General features: G+C 67.6%; 23 protein-coding genes and 1 tRNA gene. 7 read left to right on the forward strand and 17 right to left on the reverse strand.

What is annotated here, in order from left to right; all coding sequences use genetic code 11:
- Positions 1 to 15: 15 nt before the first annotated feature.
- On the reverse strand, positions 16 to 522 hold the full coding sequence (locus PE061_RS19670) for a tetratricopeptide repeat protein (RefSeq protein WP_271256901.1): 507 nt from the start codon (positions 520 to 522) through the stop codon (positions 16 to 18).
- 23 nt (positions 523 to 545) lie between these two features.
- Positions 546 to 2609 (reverse strand): ATP-dependent DNA helicase RecG, encoded by a 2064-nt coding sequence (gene recG, locus PE061_RS19675; RefSeq protein ID WP_271256902.1) that lies wholly within the window; start codon positions 2607 to 2609, stop codon positions 546 to 548.
- 81 nt (positions 2610 to 2690) lie between these two features.
- On the opposite strand from recG, the gene PE061_RS19680 reads away from it, so the two are divergent.
- From PE061_RS19680 to PE061_RS19695, 4 genes are all read left to right on the forward strand, one after another.
- Positions 2691 to 2963: a succinate dehydrogenase assembly factor 2 gene (locus tag PE061_RS19680; protein WP_271256903.1), complete on the forward strand. Its 273-nt coding sequence runs from the start codon at positions 2691 to 2693 to the stop codon at positions 2961 to 2963.
- Positions 2960 to 6436 (forward strand): transcription-repair coupling factor, encoded by a 3477-nt coding sequence (gene mfd, locus PE061_RS19685; protein ID WP_271256904.1) that lies wholly within the window; start codon positions 2960 to 2962, stop codon positions 6434 to 6436. Before PE061_RS19680 ends, mfd begins: the two co-directional genes overlap by 4 nt.
- A gap of 34 nt (positions 6437 to 6470) precedes the next feature.
- Complete coding sequence (locus tag PE061_RS19690) at positions 6471 to 6941, forward strand: thermonuclease family protein (RefSeq protein WP_271256905.1); 471 nt, start codon at positions 6471 to 6473, stop codon at positions 6939 to 6941.
- Positions 6942 to 7062: 121 nt separating this feature from the next.
- On the forward strand, positions 7063 to 7443 hold the full coding sequence (locus tag PE061_RS19695) for a VOC family protein (protein ID WP_271256906.1): 381 nt from the start codon (positions 7063 to 7065) through the stop codon (positions 7441 to 7443).
- 40 nt (positions 7444 to 7483) lie between these two features.
- Here the strand turns inward: PE061_RS19695 and PE061_RS19700 are convergent, their stop codons facing one another.
- From PE061_RS19700 to PE061_RS19710, 3 genes are all read right to left on the reverse strand, one after another.
- The gene (locus PE061_RS19700) at positions 7484 to 8107 is read right to left on the reverse strand and encodes a DsbA family oxidoreductase (protein WP_271256907.1); all 624 of its coding nucleotides are present in this window, start codon (positions 8105 to 8107) and stop codon (positions 7484 to 7486) included.
- A gap of 26 nt (positions 8108 to 8133) precedes the next feature.
- Positions 8134 to 9492: a diguanylate cyclase gene (locus tag PE061_RS19705; protein ID WP_271256908.1), complete on the reverse strand. Its 1359-nt coding sequence runs from the start codon at positions 9490 to 9492 to the stop codon at positions 8134 to 8136.
- A gap of 66 nt (positions 9493 to 9558) precedes the next feature.
- A complete protein-coding gene (locus PE061_RS19710; protein WP_271256909.1) occupies positions 9559 to 11643 on the reverse strand; it encodes a putative bifunctional diguanylate cyclase/phosphodiesterase in 2085 nt (694 codons plus the stop codon).
- 138 nt (positions 11644 to 11781) lie between these two features.
- On the opposite strand from PE061_RS19710, the gene moaA reads away from it, so the two are divergent.
- From moaA to PE061_RS19725, 3 genes are all read left to right on the forward strand, one after another.
- Entirely contained in the window at positions 11782 to 12807 is a 1026-nt protein-coding gene (gene moaA, locus PE061_RS19715) for a GTP 3',8-cyclase MoaA (RefSeq protein WP_271256910.1), read from the forward strand.
- A complete protein-coding gene (locus tag PE061_RS19720; RefSeq protein WP_271256911.1) occupies positions 12804 to 13586 on the forward strand; it encodes an NAD kinase in 783 nt (260 codons plus the stop codon). The genes moaA and PE061_RS19720 overlap by 4 nt, the downstream gene beginning before the upstream one ends.
- Positions 13587 to 13678: 92 nt before the next feature.
- Positions 13679 to 13753: transfer RNA gene (locus tag PE061_RS19725), tRNA-Asn, on the forward strand.
- Here the strand turns inward: PE061_RS19725 and PE061_RS19730 are convergent.
- From PE061_RS19730 to PE061_RS19785, 12 genes are all read right to left on the reverse strand, one after another.
- Positions 13737 to 15419 carry a recombinase family protein gene (locus PE061_RS19730; RefSeq protein WP_271256912.1) on the reverse strand — a complete coding sequence of 561 codons (1683 nt, stop codon included), beginning with the start codon at positions 15417 to 15419 and terminating at the stop codon, positions 13737 to 13739. The genes PE061_RS19725 and PE061_RS19730 overlap by 17 nt on opposite strands.
- 280 nt (positions 15420 to 15699) lie before the next feature.
- On the reverse strand, positions 15700 to 15918 hold the full coding sequence (locus PE061_RS19735) for a DUF2274 domain-containing protein (protein ID WP_271256913.1): 219 nt from the start codon (positions 15916 to 15918) through the stop codon (positions 15700 to 15702).
- Positions 15915 to 17120: a TrbI/VirB10 family protein gene (locus PE061_RS19740; RefSeq protein ID WP_271256914.1), complete on the reverse strand. Its 1206-nt coding sequence runs from the start codon at positions 17118 to 17120 to the stop codon at positions 15915 to 15917. Before PE061_RS19740 ends, PE061_RS19735 begins: the two co-directional genes overlap by 4 nt.
- Complete coding sequence (gene trbG, locus PE061_RS19745) at positions 17117 to 18052, reverse strand: P-type conjugative transfer protein TrbG (protein ID WP_271256915.1); 936 nt, start codon at positions 18050 to 18052, stop codon at positions 17117 to 17119. Before trbG ends, PE061_RS19740 begins: the two co-directional genes overlap by 4 nt.
- Positions 18049 to 18831, reverse strand: coding sequence for a conjugal transfer protein TrbF (gene trbF / locus PE061_RS19750; protein ID WP_271256916.1), 783 nt, complete (start codon positions 18829 to 18831; stop codon positions 18049 to 18051). The genes trbG and trbF overlap by 4 nt, the downstream gene beginning before the upstream one ends.
- A gap of 3 nt (positions 18832 to 18834) precedes the next feature.
- Positions 18835 to 20124 (reverse strand): P-type conjugative transfer protein TrbL, encoded by a 1290-nt coding sequence (trbL, locus tag PE061_RS19755; protein ID WP_271259255.1) that lies wholly within the window; start codon positions 20122 to 20124, stop codon positions 18835 to 18837.
- A gap of 126 nt (positions 20125 to 20250) precedes the next feature.
- The gene (gene trbJ, locus PE061_RS19760; protein WP_271256917.1) at positions 20251 to 20976 is read right to left on the reverse strand and encodes a P-type conjugative transfer protein TrbJ; all 726 of its coding nucleotides are present in this window, start codon (positions 20974 to 20976) and stop codon (positions 20251 to 20253) included.
- The gene (trbE, locus tag PE061_RS19765; protein WP_271256918.1) at positions 20973 to 23438 is read right to left on the reverse strand and encodes a conjugal transfer protein TrbE; all 2466 of its coding nucleotides are present in this window, start codon (positions 23436 to 23438) and stop codon (positions 20973 to 20975) included. Before trbE ends, trbJ begins: the two co-directional genes overlap by 4 nt.
- On the reverse strand, positions 23432 to 23707 hold the full coding sequence (locus tag PE061_RS19770; RefSeq protein WP_271256919.1) for a VirB3 family type IV secretion system protein: 276 nt from the start codon (positions 23705 to 23707) through the stop codon (positions 23432 to 23434). The genes trbE and PE061_RS19770 overlap by 7 nt, the downstream gene beginning before the upstream one ends.
- Positions 23704 to 24033, reverse strand: coding sequence for a TrbC/VirB2 family protein (locus PE061_RS19775; protein WP_271256920.1), 330 nt, complete (start codon positions 24031 to 24033; stop codon positions 23704 to 23706). Before PE061_RS19775 ends, PE061_RS19770 begins: the two co-directional genes overlap by 4 nt.
- Positions 24033 to 25010: a P-type conjugative transfer ATPase TrbB gene (trbB, locus tag PE061_RS19780; RefSeq protein ID WP_271256921.1), complete on the reverse strand. Its 978-nt coding sequence runs from the start codon at positions 25008 to 25010 to the stop codon at positions 24033 to 24035. The genes PE061_RS19775 and trbB overlap by 1 nt, the downstream gene beginning before the upstream one ends.
- Complete coding sequence (locus PE061_RS19785; RefSeq protein ID WP_271256922.1) at positions 25007 to 25429, reverse strand: CopG family transcriptional regulator; 423 nt, start codon at positions 25427 to 25429, stop codon at positions 25007 to 25009. Before PE061_RS19785 ends, trbB begins: the two co-directional genes overlap by 4 nt.
- Positions 25430 to 25433 lie beyond the last annotated feature (4 nt).

The following is a 25433-nucleotide window of genomic DNA, read 5'->3' on the forward strand; positions in this document are numbered from 1 at the left end:
CCCTTGGTGTCCTGACTACCGCATCCGCTGTGCCCTCGGGCGCCAGTTGTGGACGTCTGCGGCGATCTCCGCGCGCGTATCGGCGCTGAGGTGCTTGCCGAGCGCCGCGACGCGGCTCCGGCCCGAGGTCTCGGCGCTGCGGTCGCCGCCGATCGTCGCGGCGAGCGCCCAGAAATAGGCGGCGTGCGTGTCGCGGCCGACGCCGCTTCCGCGCGCGAAGGCATCCGAGAGCGCGATCTGCGCCGGGCCGTAGCCGCGGCTCGCGGCGCGGCGGAACCATCCTGCCGCTACGGCCGGGTTCGCCCGAACGCCTCGCCCCTCCGCATATATGACGCCGAGCATGGTCTCGGCGACGGCGGAGCCGTGCTCGGCAAGGCGCTGAAAGCCGCGCTGCGCCGTGCGGTAGTCGCCTGTGCGATAGGCGGACATGGCATTTTCGAGCCGCGCCGAAGCCCAGTCGGCCCCCGCGAACGACGGCGCGGCGAGCGCGAGCAGCAACGCGGTTACAATCGGAATCTTCATTCTTCCGGCGCTGTCGCAAACGGCTAGCCGGAACGCAAGAGGCCGACTGCGGCATCGCGTCCGAAGAGGTAGAGAAGAATACGCGCCGGCTCCCCGCGTGGGCCGGAAAGACCACCCTCGTGCTCGACGAGCAGACGGGCATCGTCGCGGGCGGCCTCGACGAGCGCGCCGACCTGCTCGGGCGTGGCGATGCGGAACTCCGGGTCGCCGGACTGGCGAACACCGAGAAGCTCGCCGCCGCCGCGCAGCTTGAGGTCCTCCTCGGCGATCTCGAAACCGTCGTTCGAGCGGCGGATGAGCGCGAGGCGCTGGCGTGCGGTTTCCGAGATGTTCGGGGCACGGACGAGCAGGCACACCGAGCGCGCCGCGCCACGACCCACGCGCCCTCGAAGCTGGTGGAGCTGGGCGAGACCGAAGCGTTCGGCCTGCTCGATCACCATCAGGCTCGCCTCCGGCACGTCGACGCCGACCTCGACGACCGTCGTGGCGACGAGAAGCTGGATGCGGCCGGACTGGAAATCCGCCATCACGGCGTCCTTGTCCGGGCCCTTCATGCGGCCGTGCACGAGACCCACGATGGACCCGAAGCGCGCCTTCAGCATGGCGTGGCGGGCATCGGCGGCGGCAAGATCGCCCGCGCCCTCGCTTTCCTCCACCAAGGGACAGACCCAGTAGGCGCGGCCGCCACCGCCGAGCAGGCGGCCGACGCCTTCGACCACCTCTTCGAGCCGGTCCTGACTGATGACGCGCGTCTCGACGGGCGTGCGGCCGGGGGGCATCTCGTCGAGCTTCGAAATGTCCATCTCGCCGTAATGGGTGAGCGTCAGCGTGCGTGGGATGGGCGTCGCCGTCATCACCAGCATGTGCGCGGTCTTCTCCGCCTTGTCGGCGAGCATCAGCCGCTGGGCGACGCCGAAGCGGTGCTGCTCGTCGACGACGACGAGGCCGAGGTTGCGGTAGTCCACAGCTTCCTGAAAGATGGCGTGCGTGCCGACAAGGATGTGGATGTCTCCAGCGGCGAGATCGGCGAGGATGGCCTTGCGCTGCGCACCCTTCTCGCGGCCGGTGAGGATTTCGGCGCGGATGCCGATGCCGTCCAGCAGGGCCGCGATGTTCGCCATGTGCTGGCGGGCGAGGATTTCCGTGGGCGCGAGCATCGCCGCTTGCGCCCCGGCTTCGACCGCGCCGAGCATCGCGGCGAGCGCGACCAGCGTCTTGCCCGAACCGACATCGCCCTGAAGCAGCCGCAGCATCGGCGCGGATTGGGCGAGATCGCCGGTGATCTCGGCAACGGCGCGCTGCTGGGCGCCGGTGGGACGATAAGGGAGCGCGCGGAGCATGGCGTCCATGAGACGGCCATCGCCCCTCAGCGGCAGTGCGCCGCGGCGGCGTGAGGCCTGCCGCATCAGCAGCAGCGCAAGCTGGTTGGCGAGAAGCTCGTCGTAGGCGAGCCGGTCGCGAACGGCACGGTCGTTCGCATGGGCGGCGGCGAGCGCCTCGTGCCAGCGCGGCCAGCCGCGCTGCCTGAGGAGCGAGGCGCCTGCCCACTCGGGAAGCTCCGGGACACGCTCAAGCGCGTGTTCGACAAGGGTGCGGAGACGGCGGTTGGTGAGGCCCTCGGTGAGGCCGTAGACGGCTTCGCGTTCGGGGATCTCTCCCGCCTTCTCCGGCACCACGACGTGATCGGGATGGACGATCTGGAGGTTCTGCCCATAGCGGTCGAGACGGCCGCTGACGACGCGGCGCTCGCCGACGGGCAGAAGCTGGCGCGCATAGCCGCCGCGGTCGGTGAAGAACACGATGTCGAGCAGGTTTCCGTCCGCGTCGCGCACGCGGACGCGCAGCGGCGACTTCGGGCCGCGCGTCTCATGGCCCATCACATCGACCGCAAGCGTGACGACCTTGCCTTCGAGGCCGCCGTGCACGGCATCGACGCGCAGCCGCTCGACCTCGCCGGTGGGGAGATGGAACAGCAGGTCGATGACGCGCGCGATCTCAAGCCGCTCGAGCTGGCGCTCGAGCGCCGGGCCGACGCCCTTCAGCGCCGCGATTTCCGCGAACAGGGGGTTGAGGATATCGGGTCGCATGTTATCTCGCGAACTGACTAACCCCATGCAGCGGGAGGCGCAAATGCGCTTTCCGTCCAATGGCTATTGGCGAAAGCACCTATGACCGACCCCCTCGACGCGCGCCGGCGGCGGCTCCGCTTCCGCGCCTGGCACCGCGGCACCAAGGAAGCCGACATCATGATCGGCAGCTTCACGGATCGCCATCTCGCAGGCTGGGGCGAGGCCGAGATCGCGTGGATGGAAGCGTTCCTCGAAGAGGACGACGTGGAGATCATGGCGTGGGCGATCGGCTCCGCCGAGGCGCCGCAGCGCTGGCACGGTCCGCTGCTCGACGCCTTGAGGCGGCTCGATTTCATGGTGGCGCCCGAGTGAAGAATTACGTCGAGACTATTGCCAAGGCTGACGCGCCGCTGACGCTGGCGAGCGCGCCCGCCGGGTTCCAGCCGTGGCTGCTCGCGGACCTCGCGCGCGCTGCGTCCGCCAAAGGCGCGCGCGCGGTGTTCGTCGCGCCCGACGACCTTGCCGCGCATCAGCTTCTCGACGCCGCGCACTTCTTTGCGCCCGAAGTGGAGACGCTGTACGTCCCGGCGTGGGACTCGCTGCCCTACGACCGCGCATCGCCTTCGCTGCGCGTGGCGGCGGACCGGGTGGCGGGGCTTGCCGGGTTGCTCAGGCCCGTGAAGACGCCGCAGCTCGTGGTGACGACGGTCAACGCGCTCATCCAGCGCACGCTGACACCCGAACGGCTGGCGCGGCTCAGCGCGCGCATCGCGCCGGGCGAGCGGATCGACCGCGACGCGCTCGCCGAGATGCTGGTGGCAAACGGCTACGTGCGCACCGACACGGTGATGGACGCGGGCGAGTTCGCGGTGCGCGGCGGCATCCTCGACCTGTTCCCGGCGGGCACCGAGCAGGCGCTGCGGCTCGACTTCTTCGGCGACGAGATCGAGACGCTGCGCCTCTTCGACCCGGCGAGCCAGATGACGAGCGGCACCAGCGCGGGCTTCGACCTGCTGCCGGTCTCGGAGGCGCTGCTGGGCAAGGAGAGCATCCAGCGGTTCCGGCGCGGCTACGTGGACCGCTTCGGTGCCACCGCGACCGGCGACCCGCTCTATCAGGCGGTGAGCGACGGGCGGCGGCTGGCGGGCATGGAGAACTGGCTGCCGCTGTTCGAGGACGGGCTCGGCACCGTGTTCGACTATCTGGGCGATAGCGACATCATCGTGCGCGACGAGGGCACCAGCCTCGCCGCCGAGCAGCGCTTCGCGGCGATCGACGACTATCACGGCAACCGCGTCTCGGCGATGACGCGCGAGCCGGGCAGCTACCGGCCGCTGCCGTCCGATGCGCTCTACCTGACCAAGGCCGAGTGGGAGGGCGCGCAGGAGGCGCGGCGCGTGCATCTCGCGACACACTTCGCGCGGCCCGACGAGGACGGCGTGCTCGATCTCGGCGTGACGGCAGCACGGGATTTCGCGCCGGAACGCGCGGCGCAGGCGAACGTCTACGAGGCGGTGGGCACGCATGTCGCAGCGCTGCACCGGGACGGCAGGCGCGTCGTGCTGGCGAGCTACACCGAGGGCTCGCGCGACCGGCTGCACGCGCTGCTCGCCGACCACGGCTTCGGGCCGCTGCATATCGTGGAGAACTGGCAGGAGGCGCTGGGCGCGGCCAAATCCGGCGGCGCGGCGATGGCGGTGTTGCCGATCGACCACGGCTTCACCACGGGCGACGTCGCGCTCGTTTCCGAGCAGGACATGTTCGGCGACCGGATGGTGCGGCGCGTTAAGCGGGCGCGCAAGGCCGACGCCTTCATGGACCAGCTTTCCATGATGACGCCGGGCGACCTCGTGGTGCACGCGGACCACGGCATCGGGCGCTACGAAGGGCTGACGACGATCCAGGTGGGCAAGAGCCCGCACGACTGCGTGCACCTGTCGTATGCCGGCGGGGACAAGCTCTACGTGCCGGTGGAGAACATGGACGTCCTCTCCCGCTACGGCTCGGACTCGGAGGGCGTCGCGCTCGACAAGCTGGGCGGCGCGAGCTGGCAGGCGCGCAAGGCGCGGATGAAGGAGCGGATCCGCGAGATCGCGAACGAACTTCTCAAAGTAGCCGCGGAGAGAGCGACTCGGCCGGGCAAGGTGTTCGAGGCGGAGGCGTCAACTTTCGGGGCGTTCGTGGACCGCTTCCCCTACGCCGAGACCGACGACCAGCTCCACGCGGCGGACGACGTGGTCGCGGACCTCGCCGCCGGAAAGCCGATGGACCGGCTGATCGTCGGCGACGTCGGCTTCGGCAAGACCGAGGTGGCGCTGCGCGCGGCGTTCGTGGGCGCGATGGCCGGACAGCAGGTCGCGGTGATCTGCCCGACGACGCTGCTCGCGCGCCAGCACGCGCAGAACTTCCGCGAGCGCTTCGAGGGGCTGCCGGTGAAGATCGGGCACCTTTCCCGCCTCGTGCCCGCCGCCGAAGCGGCGAAGACGCGCGCGGGGCTGGCCGACGGCAGCGTCGACATCGTGGTCGGTACGCACGCGCTTTTATCGAAAAACATCAATTTCAAGCGGCTCGGTCTTGTCGTCGTGGATGAAGAGCAGCGCTTCGGCGTCGTCCACAAGGAACGGCTGAAGCAGCTGAAGACCGACGTGCATGTGCTGACGCTGACCGCGACGCCGATCCCGCGCACGCTTCAGATGGCGATGTCGGGGCTTCGCGACATGTCGATCATCGCGACGCCGCCGGTCGACCGGCTCGCGGTGCGCACCTACGTGATGCCGTGGGACGAGGTGGTGGTGCGCGAGGCGCTGCTGCGCGAGCATTATCGCGGCGGCCAGAGCTTCTTCGTGACGCCGCGCATCGCCGACATTCCCGAGATCGAGGAATTCCTGCGGACGCACGTGCCGGAAGTGAAATTCATCGTCGCGCACGGGCAGATGGGCGCGACCGAGGTCGAGGAGCGCATGTCCGCCTTCTACGACAAGCGCTACGATGTGCTCGTCTCCACGACGATCATCGAATCGGGTCTCGACATCCCGAGCGCCAACACACTCGTCGTGCACCGCGCCGACATGTTCGGGCTGGCGCAGCTTTACCAGATCCGGGGCCGCGTCGGCCGCGCGAAGACTCGCGCCTATGCGTACCTGACGACGCCCGCGAACCACAACGTCACCGAAACGGCGATGAAGCGGCTGCAGGTGCTGTCGAACCTCGACACGCTGGGCGCGGGCTTCCAGCTTGCCGCGCAGGACCTCGACATCCGGGGCGCAGGCAATCTTCTGGGCGACGAGCAATCGGGACACATCCGCGAGATCGGCTTCGAGCTTTATCAGGACATGCTGGAAGAGGCGATGCTGGCGGCGCGCGCCGAGGCGGCGGGCCTCGACAGGCCGCGCGAGGCGTTCAGCCCGCAGATCACCGTGGACGCGCCGATCCTCATCCCCGAGAGCTACGTCAGCGATCTCAATCTCCGCATGGCGCTCTATCGCCGCCTCAACGACATCGACGAGGTGGCGGGCGTCGAGCCGTTCGCCGCGGAGATGATCGACCGTTTCGGCAAGCTGCCGGACGAGGTGAGCAATCTCCTGAAAGTCATTGAAATCAAGCTGCACTGTAAGGCCGCGAACATCGAGAAACTGGAGGCCGGACCCAAGGGCGCGCTGATCGCGTTCCACGCGGGCAGCTTCCCGAAACCCGGCAAGCTCATCGAGTTCGTGCAGAAGAACGCGCAGGTCGCGAAGCTGCGGCCCGACCACAAGCTGTTCATCGGCCGCGACTGGCCGAGCCCGGCGGCGCGGCTGCAAGGCGCGCTGGGCGTGGCACGGGCGATGGGGAAGCTGGCCGGGTAGGTTTGTTTAAGATTCGGGCCGTAGCCTAGGCTACATGGCCGGGATTCCGCATACCCCGCTCAGCACGCGCGCCTTCTGGTCGGTTACGGCCCTGATGTCGATTTGCGTGTTCGGCACCGTGTTCCTTTGGGACGACGTACCGCTTGCCGCCTCCACGCCCGATCGCGCGGACACGTTCGCTTGCACCGCGCCCTACATTCACGACGGCGACAACATCAATTGCCGGGGCATGAGACGCGGGCGACTCTACGGCATCGACGCACCGGAAATGCCCGGCGCCTGCCGCCCCGGACGCCGTTGCACGCCCGGCGATCCCTATGCGAGCCGCGAGCATCTGCGTTCGCTTATCGCGGGCAATGACGTCCGTTGTCAGCAGATCGAAACCGACCATTATGGCCGCGCCATTCTGCAGTGCTGGTCAGGCAACACCAATCTCTCCTGCGCGCAGGTGAAGTCCGGTCACGCAGTGAAACGCTACGGCTGGCTGCGCTGCGGAAACGGTTGAGAATCCACCGAAGACCCCTCTCAGAGCTAACGGAACTGCGGACTTGATGGGCCACCGCGCACATGCGATCAGCGCCCGTGAAGCCGCAGCCCTAACGCGGTGTTCCAGAGGGAGAGAGACAGTGTTCAGCCATATCATGGTCGGCGCGGACGACGTGGCCGCGGCCAAGACATTCTATGACGCGACGCTCGGCGCGCTCGGCGTTCCGCCGGGCAACGCCGACGACAAGGGCCGCGTCTTCTACATGACGCCGACCGGCATCTTCGTGATCACCAAGCCGATCAACGGCGAGAGCGCCTGCCATGCGAACGGCGGCACCATCGGCTTCGCCGCGAAATCGCCTGCCGAAGCCGATGCGTGGCACGCCGCCGGCGTCGCGAACGGCGGCACGACCTGCGAAGACCCGCCCGGCATCCGCGAAGGCAGCCTCGGCAAGCTCTACCTCGCCTATCTGCGCGACCCCACCGGCAACAAGCTCTGCGTGCTGCACCGGATGGGCTGACGGCAGCGGGCGCGCACGCCCTCCGCGAGCGCGCCCGCCGCTACCCGGCGGCGGCCAGTTCGGCCGCCTGCCTCAGCGCCTCGATCGGCTGCGCGCCGACCACGGCGACCTTGTTCGCGAAAATGTGGGTGGGCACGCCGCTGACGCCGATGGCGCGGGCGCGGCCCGCTTCGGCCTCGATCACGTCGCGGTCGGCGTCCCCCGCCAGCAGGTCCTCCAGAATGGCGCGGTCCATGCCCGCCGCGGCGCCGATGCCGGCAAGGACGGCTGCGTCCCCGATGTCGCGGCCTTCGCTGAAATAGGCGCGGAACAGCCCTTCAGCGACGGCATCCGCCCGCCCCTGCCCGCCCGCCCAGCGAACGAGGCGGTGCGCGTCGCGGGTGTCCGGCACGCGCTTCACGCGGCTGTAGTCGATCTCGAGGCCGACGCCCTTCGCGGCGGCCGTGACCCCTGCCCCGAGTTCGCGGGCACGCGCGTCGCTGCCGAACTTCTGGCGCACGAATTCGGCGCGGTCGACGCCGCCTTCCGGCATGTCCGGGTGCAACAGGTAAGGGTGCCAGCGCCGCTCGATGTCGGCCTCGCCGGCGAACGTGTCGAGGTGGCGCTTGCCGATCCAGCACCACGGGCAGACGAAATCCGATACGACGTCGATGGTGATCGCCATGCAGCCTCTCCCGCGCGGGAGCCGGTTCAGGCGGCGACCGCGACCTTCCTCGCCTTCAGCGAGGCGACGAGGGTCCGCGCGTCCGCGCTGCCGTCCCAGCAGGCGAGAGTGTAGCCGATCCTGAGCGCGATGGAAGTTCCGCCCCGCAGGTCGACCTTCTGGAAGCGCAGCACGTTCGCGAGGCGGCGGACCGCGACGTTCGCGCTCGCGTAGCGCGTGTCGGGGAACTGCACGAGGATGCGGCTGCCGGACAGCCGCGTCGCCATGTCCTCGCCGCGGATGCAGCGGCGGACCACGTCGCCGACGCGGCGCATCACGATGTCGCCCGCCAGATAGCCGTGCGCGGCGTTGACCTCGTCGAGGTTCTCGATCGTGAGCCCCGCGACGGCGACGGGAAGCGAAAGCTCGGTGCATTCCCGCAAGGTCGCCTCGAGATGCGCCATGCCGAAGCCGTGGCCCGCAAAGCCGGTGAGGCCGTCGCGGATGACCATCTCGACATGCTGCGCGTAGCGCGCGGCGAGCGCGGCGCGCAGCGCCTCCAGCCGCTTGAACGAGGCGAGATGCACGGAGAGTTGCTCGCTCGACAGGCACGTGGGCGCGACATCGGTGACGCCGGCGTTGAACACCGTGTCGAGATCGAGCCCGGAGACGTCCGGCGTCGCGAGCAGCACGGGAAGGTTGTAGAGCGCGGGCACGCGGCGCATCCGGTCCGCGAACGCGATCGCGCCCTTCGGGTCCACCGCCGAGCAGAGCAGCACGGCGTCGAGGCCGCCGCGATAAAGCAGCGTGCGCGCCGCCTCGGGATCGTCGCAGACCTGCGCGTCGGTGCAGGACCGGACGGCGCGGTTGAACTGTTCGGCGCAGTGCGCGCTCTGGTCGAACTGCACGAGCAGGACCGAGGCGCGGCGGCTCTGGATCACCGGCTCGGCGGGCGCGAGGAAAAGCCCGTCGCCGCTCGTGAAGCCGCGCGCCGTCGCCTGACGGCGGGCAAGCTCGCGGCGCATCGTGGAGAGGCGCAGCAGCACCCCGACGCGGCTCGCGACCTGCGTGGGGTGCATGGGCCGATGGATGATGTCGTCGAAGCCGGCGTGCTGGAGATCGCGGTGGAGCGCGGCGGTGCCGTCCTCGGTGAGCGCGACGAGCATCATGCCCTCGCGCTGCGTCCACCGCTCGGCGCTGCGCGCGAAGGTGGTGACGGCGGCGATGCCGATTTCCGCGCCGGCGAGCACGATGACGAGCTGATAGCGCCCGCTCGAGGCGAGCGGGATCGCCTCCAGCCACGGCGCAGGCTGCACCTCGGTGAACTTGTCGGCCGCGATCTTGGCGGCGCCCGCCTTCGCGTGCGCTTCATCCTTGCCGACAACAAGTACGCGATTGGCCTGCACGAGCCAGCCTGCCCCCTGTAATACCCTTAATGTGCAGCTTTCTAAGGGACGGCGGTTAAGGATTGGTCAAGCAGCGCGGGCGTGCTGCCAGGTCTCCACGAACGGCGCCAGTTCATCCGGCGCGAGCGGCGGGCTGCACAGGTAGCCCTGATACCAGTTGCAGCCTTCGCGCACGAGCGTTTCGAGCTGGCTTTCGGACTCGACGCCCTCCGCGACGACGACCATGCCGAGCGAGCGCGCCATGTCGACGACGCCGCGCACGATGACGCGGTCGCGCGTCGAGCCCGAAAGATCGGTGACGAGCTTCTTGTCGACCTTGAGGATGTCGAGCGGCAGCGACTTCAGGTAGGCGAGCGACGAGTAGCCGGTGCCGAAATCGTCGATGGCGACGCTGATGCCGCGGTGGCGGAGCTTGGAGAGGATCTCGGAGGCGTGCTCGAGGTCCTCGACGAGGCCGCCCTCGGTGACTTCCAGCGTCAGCCGCGAGGGCGGGAAGTGGCTGTCGGCGAGCGATTCCACGACGATGCGCTCGAAATCCGGAGCGCGCATGTCCGCCGCCGTGACGTTGATGGAAAGCCTGAGATCGCGCAGGTGCACCGGCCACGCCGCCGCCTCGCTGCACGCCTGCCGCATGATCTGCTCGCCGAGGCGGGTGCCGAACTCGGCGCGCTCGGCGATGGCGAACAAGGTCTCGGCGGGGAGCACGCCGTAGAGCGGATGCTCCCAGCGCACCAGCGCCTCGACGCCGACGATGCGGTTGGTGACGATGTCGACCTGCGGCTGGTAGAGCAGGCTGAGGCCGCGCTTTTCCGCCGCGGCGCGCAGGTCCGCCTCGAGGCTGGCGAAGCGCGCCGGGTTGCCGTGCTCGTCCGACAGGAAGACCTGGAAACTGTTGGGATCGAGTTCCTTCGCGCTCGCGAGCGCGGCGCTCGCGCGCTGGAACAGCTCGTCGGCGCTCGTCACCTCCTCGTCGCTCGCCGCGATGCCGATGCGGCACGACAGATGGATGACGCGCCCGCCGACGATGAACGGCTTCTCGAAGCCCTTGCCGATGCGCTGGCTGAAGAACACGGCCTGATTGAGCGTGATCGGCCCGGCGAAGGCGACCGCGAACTCGGCGCCGCCGAGGCGGGCGGGAAGCTCGCTTTCGGCGGTCTGGTCGTTGAGCAGGCGCCGCAGGCGGCGGCCCACGGCCTGAAGCAGCGAATCCGCGACCGCGCGGCCGTAGGCGGCGTTCACCTGATCGAAGCGGCTGATCGCGAACATCACGACGATGCAAGCCGGCTTGTGCCCGGCGCGGGTGTTCAGCTTCTCGTCCACCCACGCGCGCGCATGGCGCAGGTTGGCAAGGCCGGTCAGCGTGTCGAAATGCGCGGAAAGCCGCCGCTCGATGAGCGTCGAGTCGAGGTCCTCGACGGTCGCGGTGAGCCCGAGAACGCTGCCCCCGGCATCGCGCATGGGCCGCATGTGGTGGACATAGGTGTGCGGACGCCCGTCGATGACCAGCCGGTGCTCGACCTCGCCGGGGACGCCCGCCTGCCAGATGCGGCGGACGGCGCGGCGCGCCTGCGCCCGCGCACGGCGGTCGAGCCGCAGGAAGGCGTCGTCGAGCGAAAGCCGGTCGGTGTGCGGCGGATCGCCGATGAGCACGGCAAGCGCCGGGCTGATGCGGACGAAATCGTCGCCCTCGCTCCACTCCCAGCGCGCCGTGCCGCCGATCGACGCCTGCGCCGAGGCCACCGCCGCCTCCGCGCTCGTCTTCTGCATCCGGCGGATCGAGCGCTCGACGAAGCGCAGCGACTGGCCGAGCTCGGACGCGCCGAACGGGCTGATCAGATAATGCGTCGCCCCGGCCGTGTAGACGTCGCCGAGCGCGGCCGCGTCGCTGCGCGACAGGAGCACCAAAAGGCCGCCCCGGCGCTCCTGCACCGCCTGCGCAAGCTGCTCGACCTGCTGCAAGCCCCGTTGCAGCGCGCCGCGCGCGTCGACGATGGCGATGAGCGCTTCGGACGCGGCATAACGACGGGCGGCATCGTCAGGCCGCTGGCTGACGATGACCGGACGTCCTGTCGCCTCAATGGCATCCTGCGCTTCGCGCCGGTAGCGGAATGAGGCGAGAAAGACGGGCGCTGAAAGCGATGAGCCGTGCATTTCACCTCGTATGGAGACAGCTGCGCCTGTAACACTATCACGATGCCCTGCAAAGGCCAGCGTCGCGCACGGCCGGGCCCGTTCGCATCGACGGCAAAACTTGCCCCCTGCCCCCGGCGCGACTAACTCTGGAGGACGATGCAGGACGTGATCGCAAGGACGGCACAGCAAGGCCCGCTCATCGACCCCTTCGGCCGGGCGGTGACCTACCTGCGCGTCTCGGTGACGGACCGCTGCGATTTCCGCTGCACCTACTGCATGGCGGAAACCATGCAGTTCCTGCCGAAGTCCGAAGTGCTGAGCCTCGAGGAGATCGACCGCATCGCGTCGGCCTTCATCCGGCGGGGCGTCAACAAGGTGCGGCTGACGGGCGGCGAGCCGCTGGTGCGGCGCGGTATCGTCGGCCTCGTCGACTCGCTCTCGCGCCATCTGGGGAACGGCCTCGACGAGCTGACGCTCACCACCAACGGCAACCAGCTCGCCAAGCACGCCGAGGCGCTCGCCGCGGCGGGCGTGCGCCGCGTCAACGTCAGCCTCGACACGCTCGACCCGGACCGGTTCCGGCGCATCACGCGCTGGGGCGAGCTGCCGCGCGTCCTGGACGGCATCGCCGCCGCGAAGGCCGCCGGGCTCGCCGTGAAGATCAACACCGTGGCGCTGCGCGGCATCAACGCCGACGAACTCGGCGACATGGTGGCGCGGTGCGGCCGCGAAGGCCATGACCTCACCTTCATCGAGACCATGCCGATGGGCGAAGTGGGCGAAGACCGCACCGACCGCTACCTGCCGCTTTCCATCGTGCGCGCCGAACTTTCGAAGCGGTTCACCTTCCGGCCGACCGGCTATGCCACGGGCGGGCCCGCGCGCTACGTGGAGGTGGCGGAGACGGGCCGCAGGCTCGGCTTCATCACCCCCCTCACCCACAATTTCTGCGAAAGCTGCAACCGCGTGCGGCTGACCGCGACGGGGCGGCTCTACATGTGCCTCGGCCAGGAGGACAGCGCCGACCTGCGCGCCGCCGTGCGCCGTTCGCCCTCTGACGCGGACCTCGACGCCGCCATCGCCGAGGCGATCACGCGCAAGCCGAAAGGCCACGACTTCGTCATCGGCCGCGGCGGGCCGCGCGCCGCCGTCCCCCGCCACATGAGCGTGACCGGCGGATGACCGGAAAATTTCCCGGCAAGGTGGCGCTCGCCGTCTCGCCGACGCCCGCCGCCCGCGAGGCCGCGGCGGCGATCATGCCGCTGCACGACTGGTCGAGCGAGGCCGAGGCCGACATCATCCTCGCGCTCGGCGGCGACGGCTTCATGCTGCAGACGCTGCACGCCGTGCTCCACCGCCGGAAACCGGCGCGCGTCTTCGGCATGAACCGGGGCACGGTCGGCTTCCTGATGAACGAATACAGCCCGGACGGCATCGCCGAGCGCATCGCGAGCGCGCGCGCCTTCCGGCTGCACCCGCTGCAGATGGACGCACGCACCATCGCGGGCGACCGCATCGTCTCGCCCGCCATCAACGAGGTCTCTCTGCTGCGCGAGACGCGGCAGGCCGCCAAGATCGAGATCGCCATCGACGGGCGCGTGCGCATGTCCGAACTCACCTGCGACGGCGTGCTGGTGGCGACGCCCGCGGGCTCCACCGCCTACAACCTCTCGGCGAACGGCCCGATCCTGCCGCTCCAGTCCGACCTGCTCGCGCTGACGCCGATCAGCCCGTTCCGCCCCCGCCGCTGGCGCGGCGCGCTCATCCCCGACACGTCGGTGGTGGAGTTCCGGATGCTGGAGGCCGGCAAGCGCCCGGTGAGCGCGGTCGCCGACCAGCTCGAGGTGCGCGACGTCGACGTGGTGCGCGTCAGCACCGACCGCTCGATCACGCTCGAGCTGCTGTTCGACCCCGAATACGCGCTCGACGACCGCATCGCGATGGAGCAGTTCCTCACCTGAGCCGCGAACGCACCCGGCAACGCATCGGAGAAGTGCATTCCGGGGCTTGGCAGCCCAAACCGGCACTGTTATACGCCGCGCCCTGACATCGTTCCCCGGTAGCTCAGCGGTAGAGCATCCGACTGTTAATCGGACGGCCGCCTGTTCGAATCAGGCCCGGGGAGCCAACCTTTCCTGACATTTCGCAACGCGACCGGCCCTCCGCTGAGAGGCGCGCTGAACGTTTTCCTGCATCGCATTGATACGAAAACGGTTCAGTGCGTCGAGCGTGAGTGCATCGAGCGCCGTGCCCCGCCGCTTGCCATCACGATCGGCCGCGAGGTTGATGATGCCTGCGAGGTCGCCGTGAAGGTCGACCACGAGCCCGGTTCTGTCCTCGTTCGGGGTGAGGATGATCCTGTCGATAAGGGATCGCAGCGCGTCCGCTGCCTCGGTTCTGCGGTCGCTGCATCCAAGCAGTCGCGTCAGTTCGGTCACCTCGGTCCGATAACGTTCGGACATCGACGGGTGCATCAACACAGGCGCCCGCGGCGTTTCGCTCAAAAGCCGGTCAAGCTCCTTGCGACGGGCGAAGTTCGCATTGAACTCGTTCTTCATGTCCTCGCTCGTGTAGCCGTCACCGACGGCCTTCACGATCCGGTCGCGACGCCCCTGCAGACGGTCCCGTTCGGCCTGCCAGGCGTTGATCGTTGCATTTCGTTCGGAGCGCAGCCGGTTCACATGCTCCATGTACTCGCGGCAGAACTCGGCACAGAGTTCGGGACGCATCAGGTGCTGTTTAAGCGCCGTGAGCACTGCACCCTCGAGCACGTCCTGCCTGATCCGCAGCGAGTTGCGGCAGGTTCCCTTGTTCTGGGATGTCGAACAGCCGTAATGATTACGGGCCGACTTGCTGAAGCCGCCACCGCACTCGCCACATTTCAGAAGGAACGACAGCAGGTTCCGGGGCCGCCGCTTGTTCTGAAGGCTGAGCGACGAATGCTGCATGCGCTCCTGCCGCGCCTTTGCCCTGCTCCAGAGAGCCTCGTCCACAATGCGAAGTTCGGGCACGTCGTGGACGACCCATTCCTCCGGCGGGTTTTCCCGTGACAGCCGCACACCCGTATCAGGATCCTTGACCTTGCGCGTGCGGTTCCAGATCCGGCGCCCGTTGTAGAGCTCATTGTTGAGAATGCCGGTTCCGCGTTTCGGATTGCCGTTGAGCGTCGACTGCGTCCAGCCTGCACCGGACGGGTTCGCGATGCCCTCGCGATTGAGCATCGCCGCAATCCGGCGAGGACTGACACCGTCGGCATATTCCTTGAAGATACGCCGAACCACCACAGCTTCCGCGGCATCGATCTCAAACTCGCCGACGGATTTGATGCGGTAGCCGTAGGGCAGTCCGCCACCCGACTTTCCGCTCTCGACGCGCCCGCGCTGACCCCGGCGCGTCTTGATCGCCAGATCCTTCAGAAACAGGGCATTCATTGTGCCTTTAAGACCAATGTGAAGCTCGCTGATCTCGCCTTCCGACAGCGTGTGCATGTCGACTTCGGCGAAGAGCAATCGCTTGCGGATGGTGGCGACATCGGCCTGGTCGCGGGATAGGCGATCGAGCGCCTCGGCCACGACAACGTCGAACTTTCCCGCCTGCGCATCGATGAGCAGCATCTGAAGTCCGGGGCGCATCATGTTGGCGCCGCTCATGCCATGGTCGGTGTAGATGCGCGCTTCGGCTACATCCCAGCCGTTCCTCAGCGCAAACTCCCTGCCTCCCCGCACCTGATCCTCGATCGATGCATCGCTTTGTAAATCACTTGAGTACCTTGCGTAAATCGCTGCTCTTTTCATGGTCATCTTCACCTGGTCTGCCGGGTTGAACACCGTGTTCGAGCAGCAGGCCGTAGTCGCGTTCGGCCGCTACTCGAGCCATATGACGTACCAAAGCGCAAAGACCCTCGTGCGGCGGTGTCGATTTCACCTTTCTGCCGCCAATTTTCCTACGAGGGTGACGCGTTCGCACCACGATGCTCCGATGCTTTCCCACAGTCCAGATAGTAAAGAAGTAATATAAAGAACAAATATATCGAATATTTTCGAAATATATTTCGATATTTTCCCAACAATAAAATCACTTAGCGCCCAGTTTCTTCCTTCTCCTTGAAAATTCGCGATCTCCCTCGAGAAAAGCATCGAGAATTGCGGGGACGAGAGACGATACGGACTCTTCATTGCCGTAAAAATCCTTGTACAAGCCGGCATATGCACGCAGCTTCTCATCGAGATCCGGCATAATCGTGATTGCAAGTTTGATCGGCGTTTTGTCCGGAAGCTTCGGAAGCCTGATCATCGCTTCCCTCCTTCCCATGGCGAGAGGATCAGGTCCTCGTGCACGAGGACGCGGAGCGGCCAGCCGGCCCGCACTGTCAGCGTCGGCTGGATACCGAGCGCTTTCGCCACGACCTGATCGCCGGCGCGCGCCGTGCCCTGCTGCGCGGACTCGCGCAGCGCCTCGACAAGATCGCTTTCACCCTCAATGCTGAGCTCGGCGCCAACCCCGAGCAGGCTGGAGAGCAGAACGCCTTTGAGGAGCGTGCCCCCGTGCCGGTCGATGCTGTCGCTGAGGCCTGCGTAGCCGGCAGTATCCGCCGCGGGCATGTTGCCGAGCGCGACCGAGGCACCTCCCGGCATGATCAGACGCTCCCAGACGACGCGCACGCGGCTCTGCCCGAAAGCGACCGCATTGTCGTAGCGTCCGACTAGCCGGGCGCCCTGCGGAATGAGCAGAACGCGTCCAGTCGCTGTATCGTAGACACCTTCGGTCACCTGCGCTGTGACGAGACCGGGAAGGTCGGAGTTCAAACCGGTTAGAAGACTTGCGGCAATGACGCTGCCGGCGCTCAGCGTATAAGGCGATCCGGACGGCACAAGAGCTTGCGGAAGCGTACGCCCGTTCGTCTTCATCAGCGCGTCGGCATGGTCCTCGATACCGGGTCTGTCCGGCTCCCCGGGCTCAGCCGACGCCAGATCGGATGAAATGCCGACCCCCGCCGCTATTCCGCTGCCCAAGCTTCCGCGCCGTTCAAGCCGTACCATGACACCCGAAGCCCGCGCCGCCTGCAACTCTGCCGCGCGTCGCTCTGCCTCGGCGGCAGCAGCGTCGGACACCGGGGTTAACGGGGCTTCGGATTCCAGCCCCGCCGACCGGCGATGCGCCAGAATGGGCCTGCCAAGGTCACCGGGAAGCGGCGGCCCGAGCACGGGAATCTCCGCATAATCCTTTGGCGCGCCGGCGAGAACATCGGCGACGCGCTCGTGCCGCGGGCGCAAAGGAAGCTCGACCGGGTCGCTGCGCGCCGGCTGTGCCGGCTCGAGCCCGAACCAGAGAGCGGCCAGGACAAGTAAAGCCCCGGCGCCGACGAGGCAAACGATGACGCCGCGCCTGAACCGGATGACGCGGGGCGGCCGCCCGCGCAGTACGAGCGTTTCAGGGTCAAGCTTGGGCGGCTGCGGCGCGACCTCGCTTGTCGCTTCTACCGTGTCCGGCGTCATGACGGCCTCCGCCGCTTGCCGGTCTGGCCGTCGCGGACGATCCGCACGATGGTCTGGGGCTTTTCGCCAAGCCGAAGTTCAGCGACGTCGAACAGGCGGTCGACAATATAATAGCGTCCTGTCATCCGGTAGTTGACGAGCATGGCGCTGCCTTTCGCGTCGAGCACGAAGAGTGGCGGTGCCTCGCTCGCCGCAATGGCCGGCGCGAACGCAATGAAGGTCTGGCGACCATCGTCGAATACCTGCTGCGGTCGCCAGACGGGGCTGTCGCCGCTGATCGTATAGCCGAACGACAGATCCTCGAGCATGAGACCGGACGCGGCGGGCGTCCGCGCTGCGGCGGCGGCTTCGGCACGGCGGAGTGCCAGCAGTGCATCCTCGGGATAGGTCCACGAAAGCGCGGTCATTGCGCTCGCCGCCGTGCTCGAGAGCAGAAGATGATAAGCGCGCCGGTCGGTCGTGATGACGACATTGGTCGAGAGACCCGGCGCAAGCGGCTTGACGAGGATATGCGTGCGCCTCGTCTCCCCCGCGCCGCTCGCCGTATCGCCGACCGTCCAGCGCACGGTATCGCCGGCAGCGACGGCGATAAGGGTCTCGCCGGGCTCGAGCATGATATCGGTCACCCGTTCGGGCGCTGCAAAAACCCGGTAAAGTGCGCCGGCGCTGTACGGGTAGACCTGAACGGCATTCAGATAGTTGTGGCTGCCCGGTTCCCGCAGTGCGGCGCGGTTTGCGGCGTCCACATTGTCTGCGGGACGTATCACAGAGACTCCCGATCGTGCCGCCGTGGGGATCGTAGGCACGTTGGAGCCTGCGATGCCGGGCGGTACGTGAAGTGATGATGCATCGGCACGTGCTACCGGCGCTGCTGTGCCGGTGCCGACGGCAATGCCCACCAGCAAAAGGGATTTGGAATATGATCGGTTCATGGTTCTAACCTCGTTTCTGTGGGGATGAGAGGATCACCCATCGCTTCCGCAGGCGTTTCCACGGGGACGGGCTGTGCAGGCGGCCCCGCGCTTTCAGGCTCGATCTCGCGGTTCCAGTCGATCGCGGTGACGTAGAGTCCAAGCGGGTTTTTGCGGAGGACATCTACGGAGCGCGGGGGCCGGACGTCGAAGGTCAGGATTGCGGTCCAGCGCTCGGTTCGTGCAAGGCTGCCATGCTGATAGCGGCGTTCGGTCCATTGCAGCTGAAACGAGCGCGCCGAGGCGCGCAGCGCGCTCGTCACCTGCACCGAGACGCTGCGGTTTCCGATCTCCGCGAACGGATCGTTTTCGCGTGCGTACTCATCAAGAAAGCGCGCGCCGCGCTCGTCCGCAAAATCATAGGCGGCGAGCCACGCCTCGCGCATCAGGACCGGATCAAGCGCCACGCTGCGGACGTTCTTGATGAACCGCGCAAGATGCCATGCGATCTGCGGGTCGCCCGGAGTATAATCCTGCGTCGCCGGTACGGCCGCGAGTGCCTGACCGAGCCGGTCGACTTCAACCACGTAGGGCACGACGCGAGACTGCTGCGATTGCCAGATGAGCGCAGCGGCGAGTCCCGCTGCGAGCGCGAGGTTGCCGAGCGCCATCAGGCGCCAGTTGCGTGCCTGTACGCGCGCGGATCCGATACGCTCGTCCCAGAGCTGACCGGCACGCTGGTAGGGCGTTTCCGGTTCGGGCGTCTGCCCGTAACGCTGTAGGCTTCGTTTGAAGATCATCGTTCAGTCCCTTTCGCTGATGTCAGGAGCGGCGCCCGCACCGCCGCGGTCACCGTCGCGGAGCGCATGGACCACGGCATGGCGGCGCTGGCGCTGGATCTGCCGGGCGTGGAGCGCCTGCGCCCAGGCGGGAGCGGATTCGCCGGAGGCATTCGCGCCTCTTGTGGGCGCCATCCCGGCCCGCCACGCAGCCTTGCGCCCGCGCTCGGCGGCGGCACCGACCCCGAGCGCCTCACCGGCCCGCCGGACGGCACCGGCCTTTGCGGCCCAGGCAACTCCGCCCAGACCGCTTCGCATCGTGGTCGTGCCCGAAGTTTCCTGGCCGAGCTGGTAAGCGGTCGAGGCAGCAGCGCCCATCGTTGTCGCTGCCCGGATCGCGCCGAGTGTCCCGCCTGCGAGCCCGCGCGCCGCTGCAAGTCCGGCTGCGCCGCCCATGGCAAGTCCGCCCGCGGCGAGCGCTGCCGTGCCAAATGCCGTGCCGGCGCCAAGCTGCGGTGCGCCCGCGAGAAGCCCCGAGGCAATGCCGGGGCCGAAGACGCCAAGGCCGAAAAGCGCGAGGCTGGCGAGCACGAGGCTCATCGCTGCGCCGATATCGGGCTCCGCGCCGGCAAGCGCACCCACGAAGTCGCCGAAGAAGCCTGAGCCGATGCCGACGATGACGGCGAGCACCATCACCTTGACGCCCGAGGCTACGACATTGCCGAGCACGCGCTCGGCGAGGAAGCCGGTGCGGTTCCAGAGTGCGAACGGCACGAGCACAAAGCCCGCGAGCGCGGTCAGCTTGAATTCGAGGATCGTGATGAAAAGCTGGACCGCGAGAACGAAGAACGCGGCGATGACGATCACCCACGCGATCAGCAGTACGGTGATGACGAGCACATTGTCGAAAAAGCTCGCAATACCCAGCATTTTGCTCGCCTGATCAAGAAGCGGCCAGGCCGCCTCGAACCCTGTGCCGGCGAGACGTCCGGGCTTCAGGAGGTCGTCTGCGCTGATCGTGCCGCCGCCGGCGACAAGCCCGAGCCCCGCAAACGATCGGAAGACGATATCAGCGAGCACGGGGAAGTTGTTCAGGATGAGCGCGAAAGCCCCCACATAGAGGATTTTCTTCACGAGCTTCGCGATGACATCGTCCTCGCCGCCGAGCGCCCAGAACAGCCCGGCGAGCGTGATGTCGATGCCGATCAGCATCGTGGTGAGGAACGCCACGTCGCCGCCCAGCAGGCCGAAGCCGCTGTCGATGTAGCGGATGAAGACATCCAGAAACCGGTCGATGACGCCGAGGTCGTCCATGTGTTCGCTCACGCTTCCTCAAAGCTTTGCCGCGGATGCCCCCGGGCCTGGAGGCGACAGTCCATACGGGGACATCCGCGGCGAGACGGCGGCAGCCGGGAGGGGTGGAGCTGCGCCCGTCTCAACTCATTCGTAGGCCTTGCCTGATCCCAGAAAGGCGCGTGTCGCGGCGCGCGCGTCGCTTTCCGCCTGCGCGCGCCGTGCGAGCTCGGCGCTTTCGCTCCGGAACTGCGCGGCAAGCATCTGCTGCATTTGCAGCTGCTGTTTCGCGGCAAGCGCGAGCAGCTGGTTCGTTGATTGCTGCGCCTGCAAACTGCCCTCGGCGTCCTGGCTTCGCGCGATGATCGCGGCGAGTGTCCCGGCATCCGCCTCGACATCGGCTGCGATGCGGTTCTGCACGTCCATCGTATGACGAAACGCTGCCATGCTCACTTCAAGGCGACCGCGCGCGGCGCGCACATGCGCGTCGCTGCCCGCGGCCGCATCGAAGGCGTCCGGGAACAGCTCCCGAAACTGCGCGTCGAAGTCCGCGATCTCGAAGCCGATCCCGCTCGCGCGCTTCATCAGCGTATCGATTTCGGCAAGACGCCGGGCGAGTACATCGACCTCTGGAAAGGCCGCGCGCGAAAGATTCTTCGCCATGTTCGTCAGCATCAGCGCTTCGTTCTGCAGCGACCGGATCTGGTTGTTGATCTGGGCGAGCGTCCGCGCGGCAACGAGAAGGTTCTGCGCATAGTTGGCACTGTCGAACACCGGGATCGCAAGCGCCGGCCCGGGGAGCGTCAGCGTCGATATGCCGAGCGCGCACCAGAGGGCACCGCGCAATAGCCATGCGTGCGAACGGGTTTTCATGGTCGGTCTCCCTGCTTGTCGGGGGCGGAAACAGCGCCTGGAAAATCGGCGAGCAGCGCCGCGGCCCAGTCGAGACCGGCGCTTTCAAGGAGGTGAGCTGCAAAGCCATCCGGGCCATGCGCGGCGAGAATCGCGTCGATGCGCGCCTGCCCGGCCGCGTCGGAGGTACCGCAGAACGTGCGCGCGACGGGTCCGAGCCCGAGTTCGAACAGACGGTTGCCGCGCGCCGACTGCAGATAATATTGCCGCTTCGGCTCCGCGCGCGCGATGATCTCGAGCTGCCGGCCGCTGAGCCCGAAGCGCGCATAGGACTCGCGGCTCTGCGGCTCCAGCGCGCGATCATTCGGCAGGAATATGCGCTGCGGGCAGCTTTCAATGATTGCAGGCGCAATGGCGCTGCCAGCGATATCTGCAAGGCTCTGCGTCGCGAATACGACCGCGACGTTCTTCTTGCGCAGTGTCTTCAGCCATTCGCGAAGCCGCGCCGCGAACAGCGGATGGTCGAGGAAGACCCAGGCCTCGTCGAGGATGAGGAGCGTCGGGCGGCCATCGAACCGCGCTTCGAGGCGATGAAACAGATACGCGAGCACCGGCGCTGCGGCACCCGGCGTCCCCAGGAGCGCCTCGGTTTCGAAGCATTGAAGGTCGGCGATGGCGAGCGCGTCGTCAGCTGCATCGAGAAGTGCGCCGTAAGGCCCTTCGAGCGTGAACGGCGCGAGCGCCGCGCGAACATCCTCCGATTGCAGAAGCAGTCCAAGCCCGGTCAGCGTCCGCTCGGCAGGCGGCGCGCCAGCAAGGCTGGCGAGCGCCGACCAGACCGTCTCCCGGATCTCCGGGGTCAGGATCAGCTTTTCGTGCGCAAGAAGACCGCAGATCCAGTCGTCCGCCCAGGCACGCTCGGCGGGTACGTCGATGTGCCTCAGGGGCTGAAAGGCGAGCACGGCCTCGTTCGCCACAAGGCCAAGATCCGCGTATCCACCGCTGCACGCAAGTGTTGCCGCGCGTGCTGAACGCCCCTTGTCGAACAGGAAGACCTGCGCGCCGTCGTACCGGCGGAACTGCATCGCGAGCAGCGAGAGGAGCACCGATTTCCCCGCGCCCGTCGGGCCGATGACCATCATGTGCCCGACATCGCCGACGTGCGTCGACAGGCGGAACGGCGTCGATCCACGCGTTTCGGCGTGGAATACCGGCGGGCCGTCAAGGTGGGCATTCTGCTCAGGGCCTGCCCAGATCGCGGCGAGCGGCATCAGATGCGCAAGATTGAGCGTATGGACAAGCGGCTGGCGGACGTTCGCGTAAACGTGACCGGGGAGCGAGGAAAGCCAGGCCTCGACGGCATTCACCTCTTCGCGAATGGCCGCGAAACCGAGACCGTTCACGATGCGCAGGACCGCTCGGACCTTTTCGTCGGCGCGCGTGCGGTCCCGATCTGCGACCGTGATCGTCGTCGTCAGATAGCCGAATGCCACGCTGTCTTCGCCGAGCGCCTGAAGCGCAAGGTCGGCATCCTCGACCTTGTTACCGGCGTCGCTGTCGAGGAGTTGCGCGGGCTGGTTGTACATGATCTCGCGGAGCAGCGCCGTGATCGACTTGCGCTTGTTGAACCATTGCCGGCGGAGCCGCGTCAGCACACGCGCCGCGTCCGCCTTGTCGAGCGCAATGAAGCGCGTCACCCATCGGTACGCAAAATCGGCCCCGTTCAGCGCATCGAGAAGTCCCGGACGGCTGACCCCCGGAAATCCTGTGAGGGTGAGCGTGCGCACATGGTGATCGCCAAGCCTTGGCTCGAGCCCGCCGACGAGCGGCGTGTCGGCGAGCAGCCCGTCGAGATACATGGGAACGTCGGGCACAACGATAGGATGCGGGCGCGCGGATATAGCGCTATGCAGGTATGTGAGCGTTTCGGCGTCGCCGAGTGCGCGCATTTCAGGCATGAAGCCCGCGAAAAGATCGAGCGCGCGGTCGGTCTCGGCGATGAATTCGCGAACCGCATGCCGCCAGTCGCGGCCCTTCTGCCCGGCGTCGCCACTGCCGCGTTCAAGCAGCACCCTCTCCGCCGTATCGACCTGATCGGCCGGAGGCAGATATACGAGCGTCAGGTAATACCGGCTTTCAAAATGCTGCCCGGCAGCCTCGAACGCGGCGCGGCGTTCCTCATCGACGAGCCACGAGGCGGCGTCGGGCAAGCGACTTGAAGGGTAGCCGGGCGCTTCCTGGCGCGCTGCCTCGAAGAAGAGCGCCCAGCCTGAGCCGAAGCGCCGCAGCGCATTGTTGGCGCGCGCGCAGACGGAGACGAGTGCCGCCTCGCCCGCGCTTTCAAGATCGGGACCGCGGAACGCGAGGGTGCGCTGGAAGCTCCCGTCCTTGTTGAGGACGACGCCCGGCGCGGCAAGCGCTGCCCATGGCAGATGGTCGGCGAGCCGGTCGGCGCGGCGGCGGTATTCGTGGAGCGCTAGCACGACCAGTATCCCTTCTGGCGTATGTGACGCGCAAGTACAGCCGCGAAGTCGGGGTCGCGCCGCGCGGCGAACACGCCGAGCGTATGGCCAAGCGCCCAGAGTGCGAGCCCGGCGATCCACTGCTGAAGCCCCAGCCCAAGCGCGGCGGCGGCAGTGCCGTTCACGATCGCGATCGCGCGCGGCACTCCGCCAAGCAGGATCGGCTCAACAAGCGCGCGGTGCACGGGCACCTCGAAGCCTTCGGGCGAAGCGTCGGTGTGCGCGCTCATCCCACGATCGCCCCGCCGCCGAAGCTGAAGAACGAGAGGAAGAACGAGCTCGCGGCAAACGCGATCGACAGGCCGAAAACGATCTGGATAAGCCGCCGGAAGCCGCCTGCGGATTCGCCGAACGCCAGCGTGAGACCGGTCACGATGATGATGATTACCGCGACGATCTTGGCGACGGGACCCTGCACCGATTCGAGCACCTGCTGCAGGGGCTCTTCCCACGGCATGCCGGAACCTGCCGCATGGGCGCTGGTCGCCATGCCCACCACGAGCGCAACGATTGCCGCGTTGACGAGGGCGGAACGGCACGAGAAATTACGCGTCATCATTTGTCTCCTTGCTCGGGATGAATGGGTGTGACCGACCAGACGCCGGCGGCATCGAGGCCGTCGACGCCGAGAATGCTGCTCACGCGCCGGCCGGGACCGCGCCCGGAAATGAACACGACCATGTCGAGCGCATCGGCGATGAGCCGGCGCGGCGCGTTCACGACGCTCTCTTCGACAAGCTGTTCGAGCCGGTAGAGCGCTGCCAGCGCGCTGTTGGCATGGACGGTCGCAATGCCGCCTGGGTGGCCGGTATTCCAAGCCTTCAGCATGTCGAGCGCCTCTCCGCCCCGCACCTCGCCGATGACGATCCGGTCGGGCCGCAGGCGTAGCGTCGAGCGGACGAGATCGGCCATGCTGACGTTGCCCGGCCGGGTCCTGAGGGAAATGCTGTCGCGCGCGGCGCACTGCAGTTCGCGCGTGTCCTCGATGAGGATGACGCGCTCGTCGATTCCCGCCATTTCGGCAAGCAGCGCATTGGCAAGCGTCGTCTTTCCCGACGAGGTCCCGCCCGCGATGAGGATATTGCGCCGGCCGGCGACGGCGAGCGCAAGAAGGCGCGCAGCCTCGGCCGTGAGAACACCCGCCTCGACATAATCGAGAAGCGTGAAGATGCGCGCCGCCGGCTTGCGGATCGAGAAACAGGGTGCGGTCGATACGGGCGGCAGCACGCCCTCGAACCGTTCCCCAGCCCCGCCCCTCTCCGCCGGCAGCTCCGCCGAGACGATGGGCGCCCCCGCGTGCACCGGTGTCCGCGTGCCGCTGGCGACGAGGCGGATGATGCGTTCGACGTCGGCTGCGCCCATTCGCACGCCTGTGTCGATACAGCCCTCGCCCGCAATGTCGAGGCGGAGCGCGCCGTCGGGATTTACCATGATCTCGAGGACGCGCGCATCGCCGAGCGCGGCGCCGATCGCCGGTCCCATCGCCGTTTGCAGCATGGTGCGGCGCCGTTCGAGGGCGATCGCGGGACTCATGCTGCGATCTCCGTATCGCTCTCGTCTTCGGCGGCCTCTTCAAAAGCGAATGCGGATTTTCCGGCGGCAAGCTGCCGCCCCAGCTGTCCGATGAAGGCTTGGAACTGCTGATGGCCGAGTGCCAGCACAGCCGGGCTCGGGTCCGGCGCACCGGCCGAAAGGATGAGCTGATGCCGTACAAACAGGCCGAACGCCTCGATCAGCACGCCGAGATCGCGCTGCAGATGCCCGATGTTCCGCGACAACCGGTCGAAGCGCGGCTTGATCAGCGCATCGATCTCGCGCTGTGCGCGCCGCGCCACGTAGGCGGCAATGGCCTCGGTCGCGATCTTCGATTTGTTTGTCCCCGGCGCCGCCGCCATGGCCGTCAGCGCGTCGCCGATCTCGCGCTCCAGATAGAGGTTGTGCCGCGTCTTCATCGCG

It is taken from the genome of Sphingosinicella microcystinivorans, assembly GCF_027941835.1.
Lineage (GTDB): Bacteria > Pseudomonadota > Alphaproteobacteria > Sphingomonadales > Sphingomonadaceae > Sphingosinicella.

Coding starts and splice junctions, on each gene's coding strand:
- PE061_RS19670 (WP_271256901.1), bottom strand. CDS start 522: ATGAAGATTCCGATTGTAACCGCGTTGCTGCTCGCGCTCGCCGCGCCG.
- recG (WP_271256902.1), bottom strand. CDS start 2,609: ATGCGACCCGATATCCTCAACCCCCTGTTCGCGGAAATCGCGGCGCTG.
- PE061_RS19680 (WP_271256903.1), top strand. CDS start 2,691: ATGACCGACCCCCTCGACGCGCGCCGGCGGCGGCTCCGCTTCCGCGCC.
- PE061_RS19690 (WP_271256905.1), top strand. CDS start 6,471: ATGGCCGGGATTCCGCATACCCCGCTCAGCACGCGCGCCTTCTGGTCG.
- PE061_RS19700 (WP_271256907.1), bottom strand. CDS start 8,107: ATGGCGATCACCATCGACGTCGTATCGGATTTCGTCTGCCCGTGGTGC.
- PE061_RS19710 (WP_271256909.1), bottom strand. CDS start 11,643: ATGCACGGCTCATCGCTTTCAGCGCCCGTCTTTCTCGCCTCATTCCGC.
- moaA (WP_271256910.1), top strand. CDS start 11,782: ATGCAGGACGTGATCGCAAGGACGGCACAGCAAGGCCCGCTCATCGAC.
- PE061_RS19720 (WP_271256911.1), top strand. CDS start 12,804: ATGACCGGAAAATTTCCCGGCAAGGTGGCGCTCGCCGTCTCGCCGACG.
- PE061_RS19730 (WP_271256912.1), bottom strand. CDS start 15,419: ATGAAAAGAGCAGCGATTTACGCAAGGTACTCAAGTGATTTACAAAGC.
- PE061_RS19735 (WP_271256913.1), bottom strand. CDS start 15,918: ATGATCAGGCTTCCGAAGCTTCCGGACAAAACGCCGATCAAACTTGCA.
- PE061_RS19740 (WP_271256914.1), bottom strand. CDS start 17,120: ATGACGCCGGACACGGTAGAAGCGACAAGCGAGGTCGCGCCGCAGCCG.
- trbG (WP_271256915.1), bottom strand. CDS start 18,052: ATGAACCGATCATATTCCAAATCCCTTTTGCTGGTGGGCATTGCCGTC.
- trbF (WP_271256916.1), bottom strand. CDS start 18,831: ATGATCTTCAAACGAAGCCTACAGCGTTACGGGCAGACGCCCGAACCG.
- trbL (WP_271259255.1), bottom strand. CDS start 20,124: ATGGACGACCTCGGCGTCATCGACCGGTTTCTGGATGTCTTCATCCGC.
- trbJ (WP_271256917.1), bottom strand. CDS start 20,976: ATGAAAACCCGTTCGCACGCATGGCTATTGCGCGGTGCCCTCTGGTGC.
- PE061_RS19770 (WP_271256919.1), bottom strand. CDS start 23,707: ATGAGCGCGCACACCGACGCTTCGCCCGAAGGCTTCGAGGTGCCCGTG.
- PE061_RS19775 (WP_271256920.1), bottom strand. CDS start 24,033: ATGACGCGTAATTTCTCGTGCCGTTCCGCCCTCGTCAACGCGGCAATC.
- trbB (WP_271256921.1), bottom strand. CDS start 25,010: ATGAGTCCCGCGATCGCCCTCGAACGGCGCCGCACCATGCTGCAAACG.
- PE061_RS19785 (WP_271256922.1), bottom strand. CDS start 25,429: ATGAAGACGCGGCACAACCTCTATCTGGAGCGCGAGATCGGCGACGCG.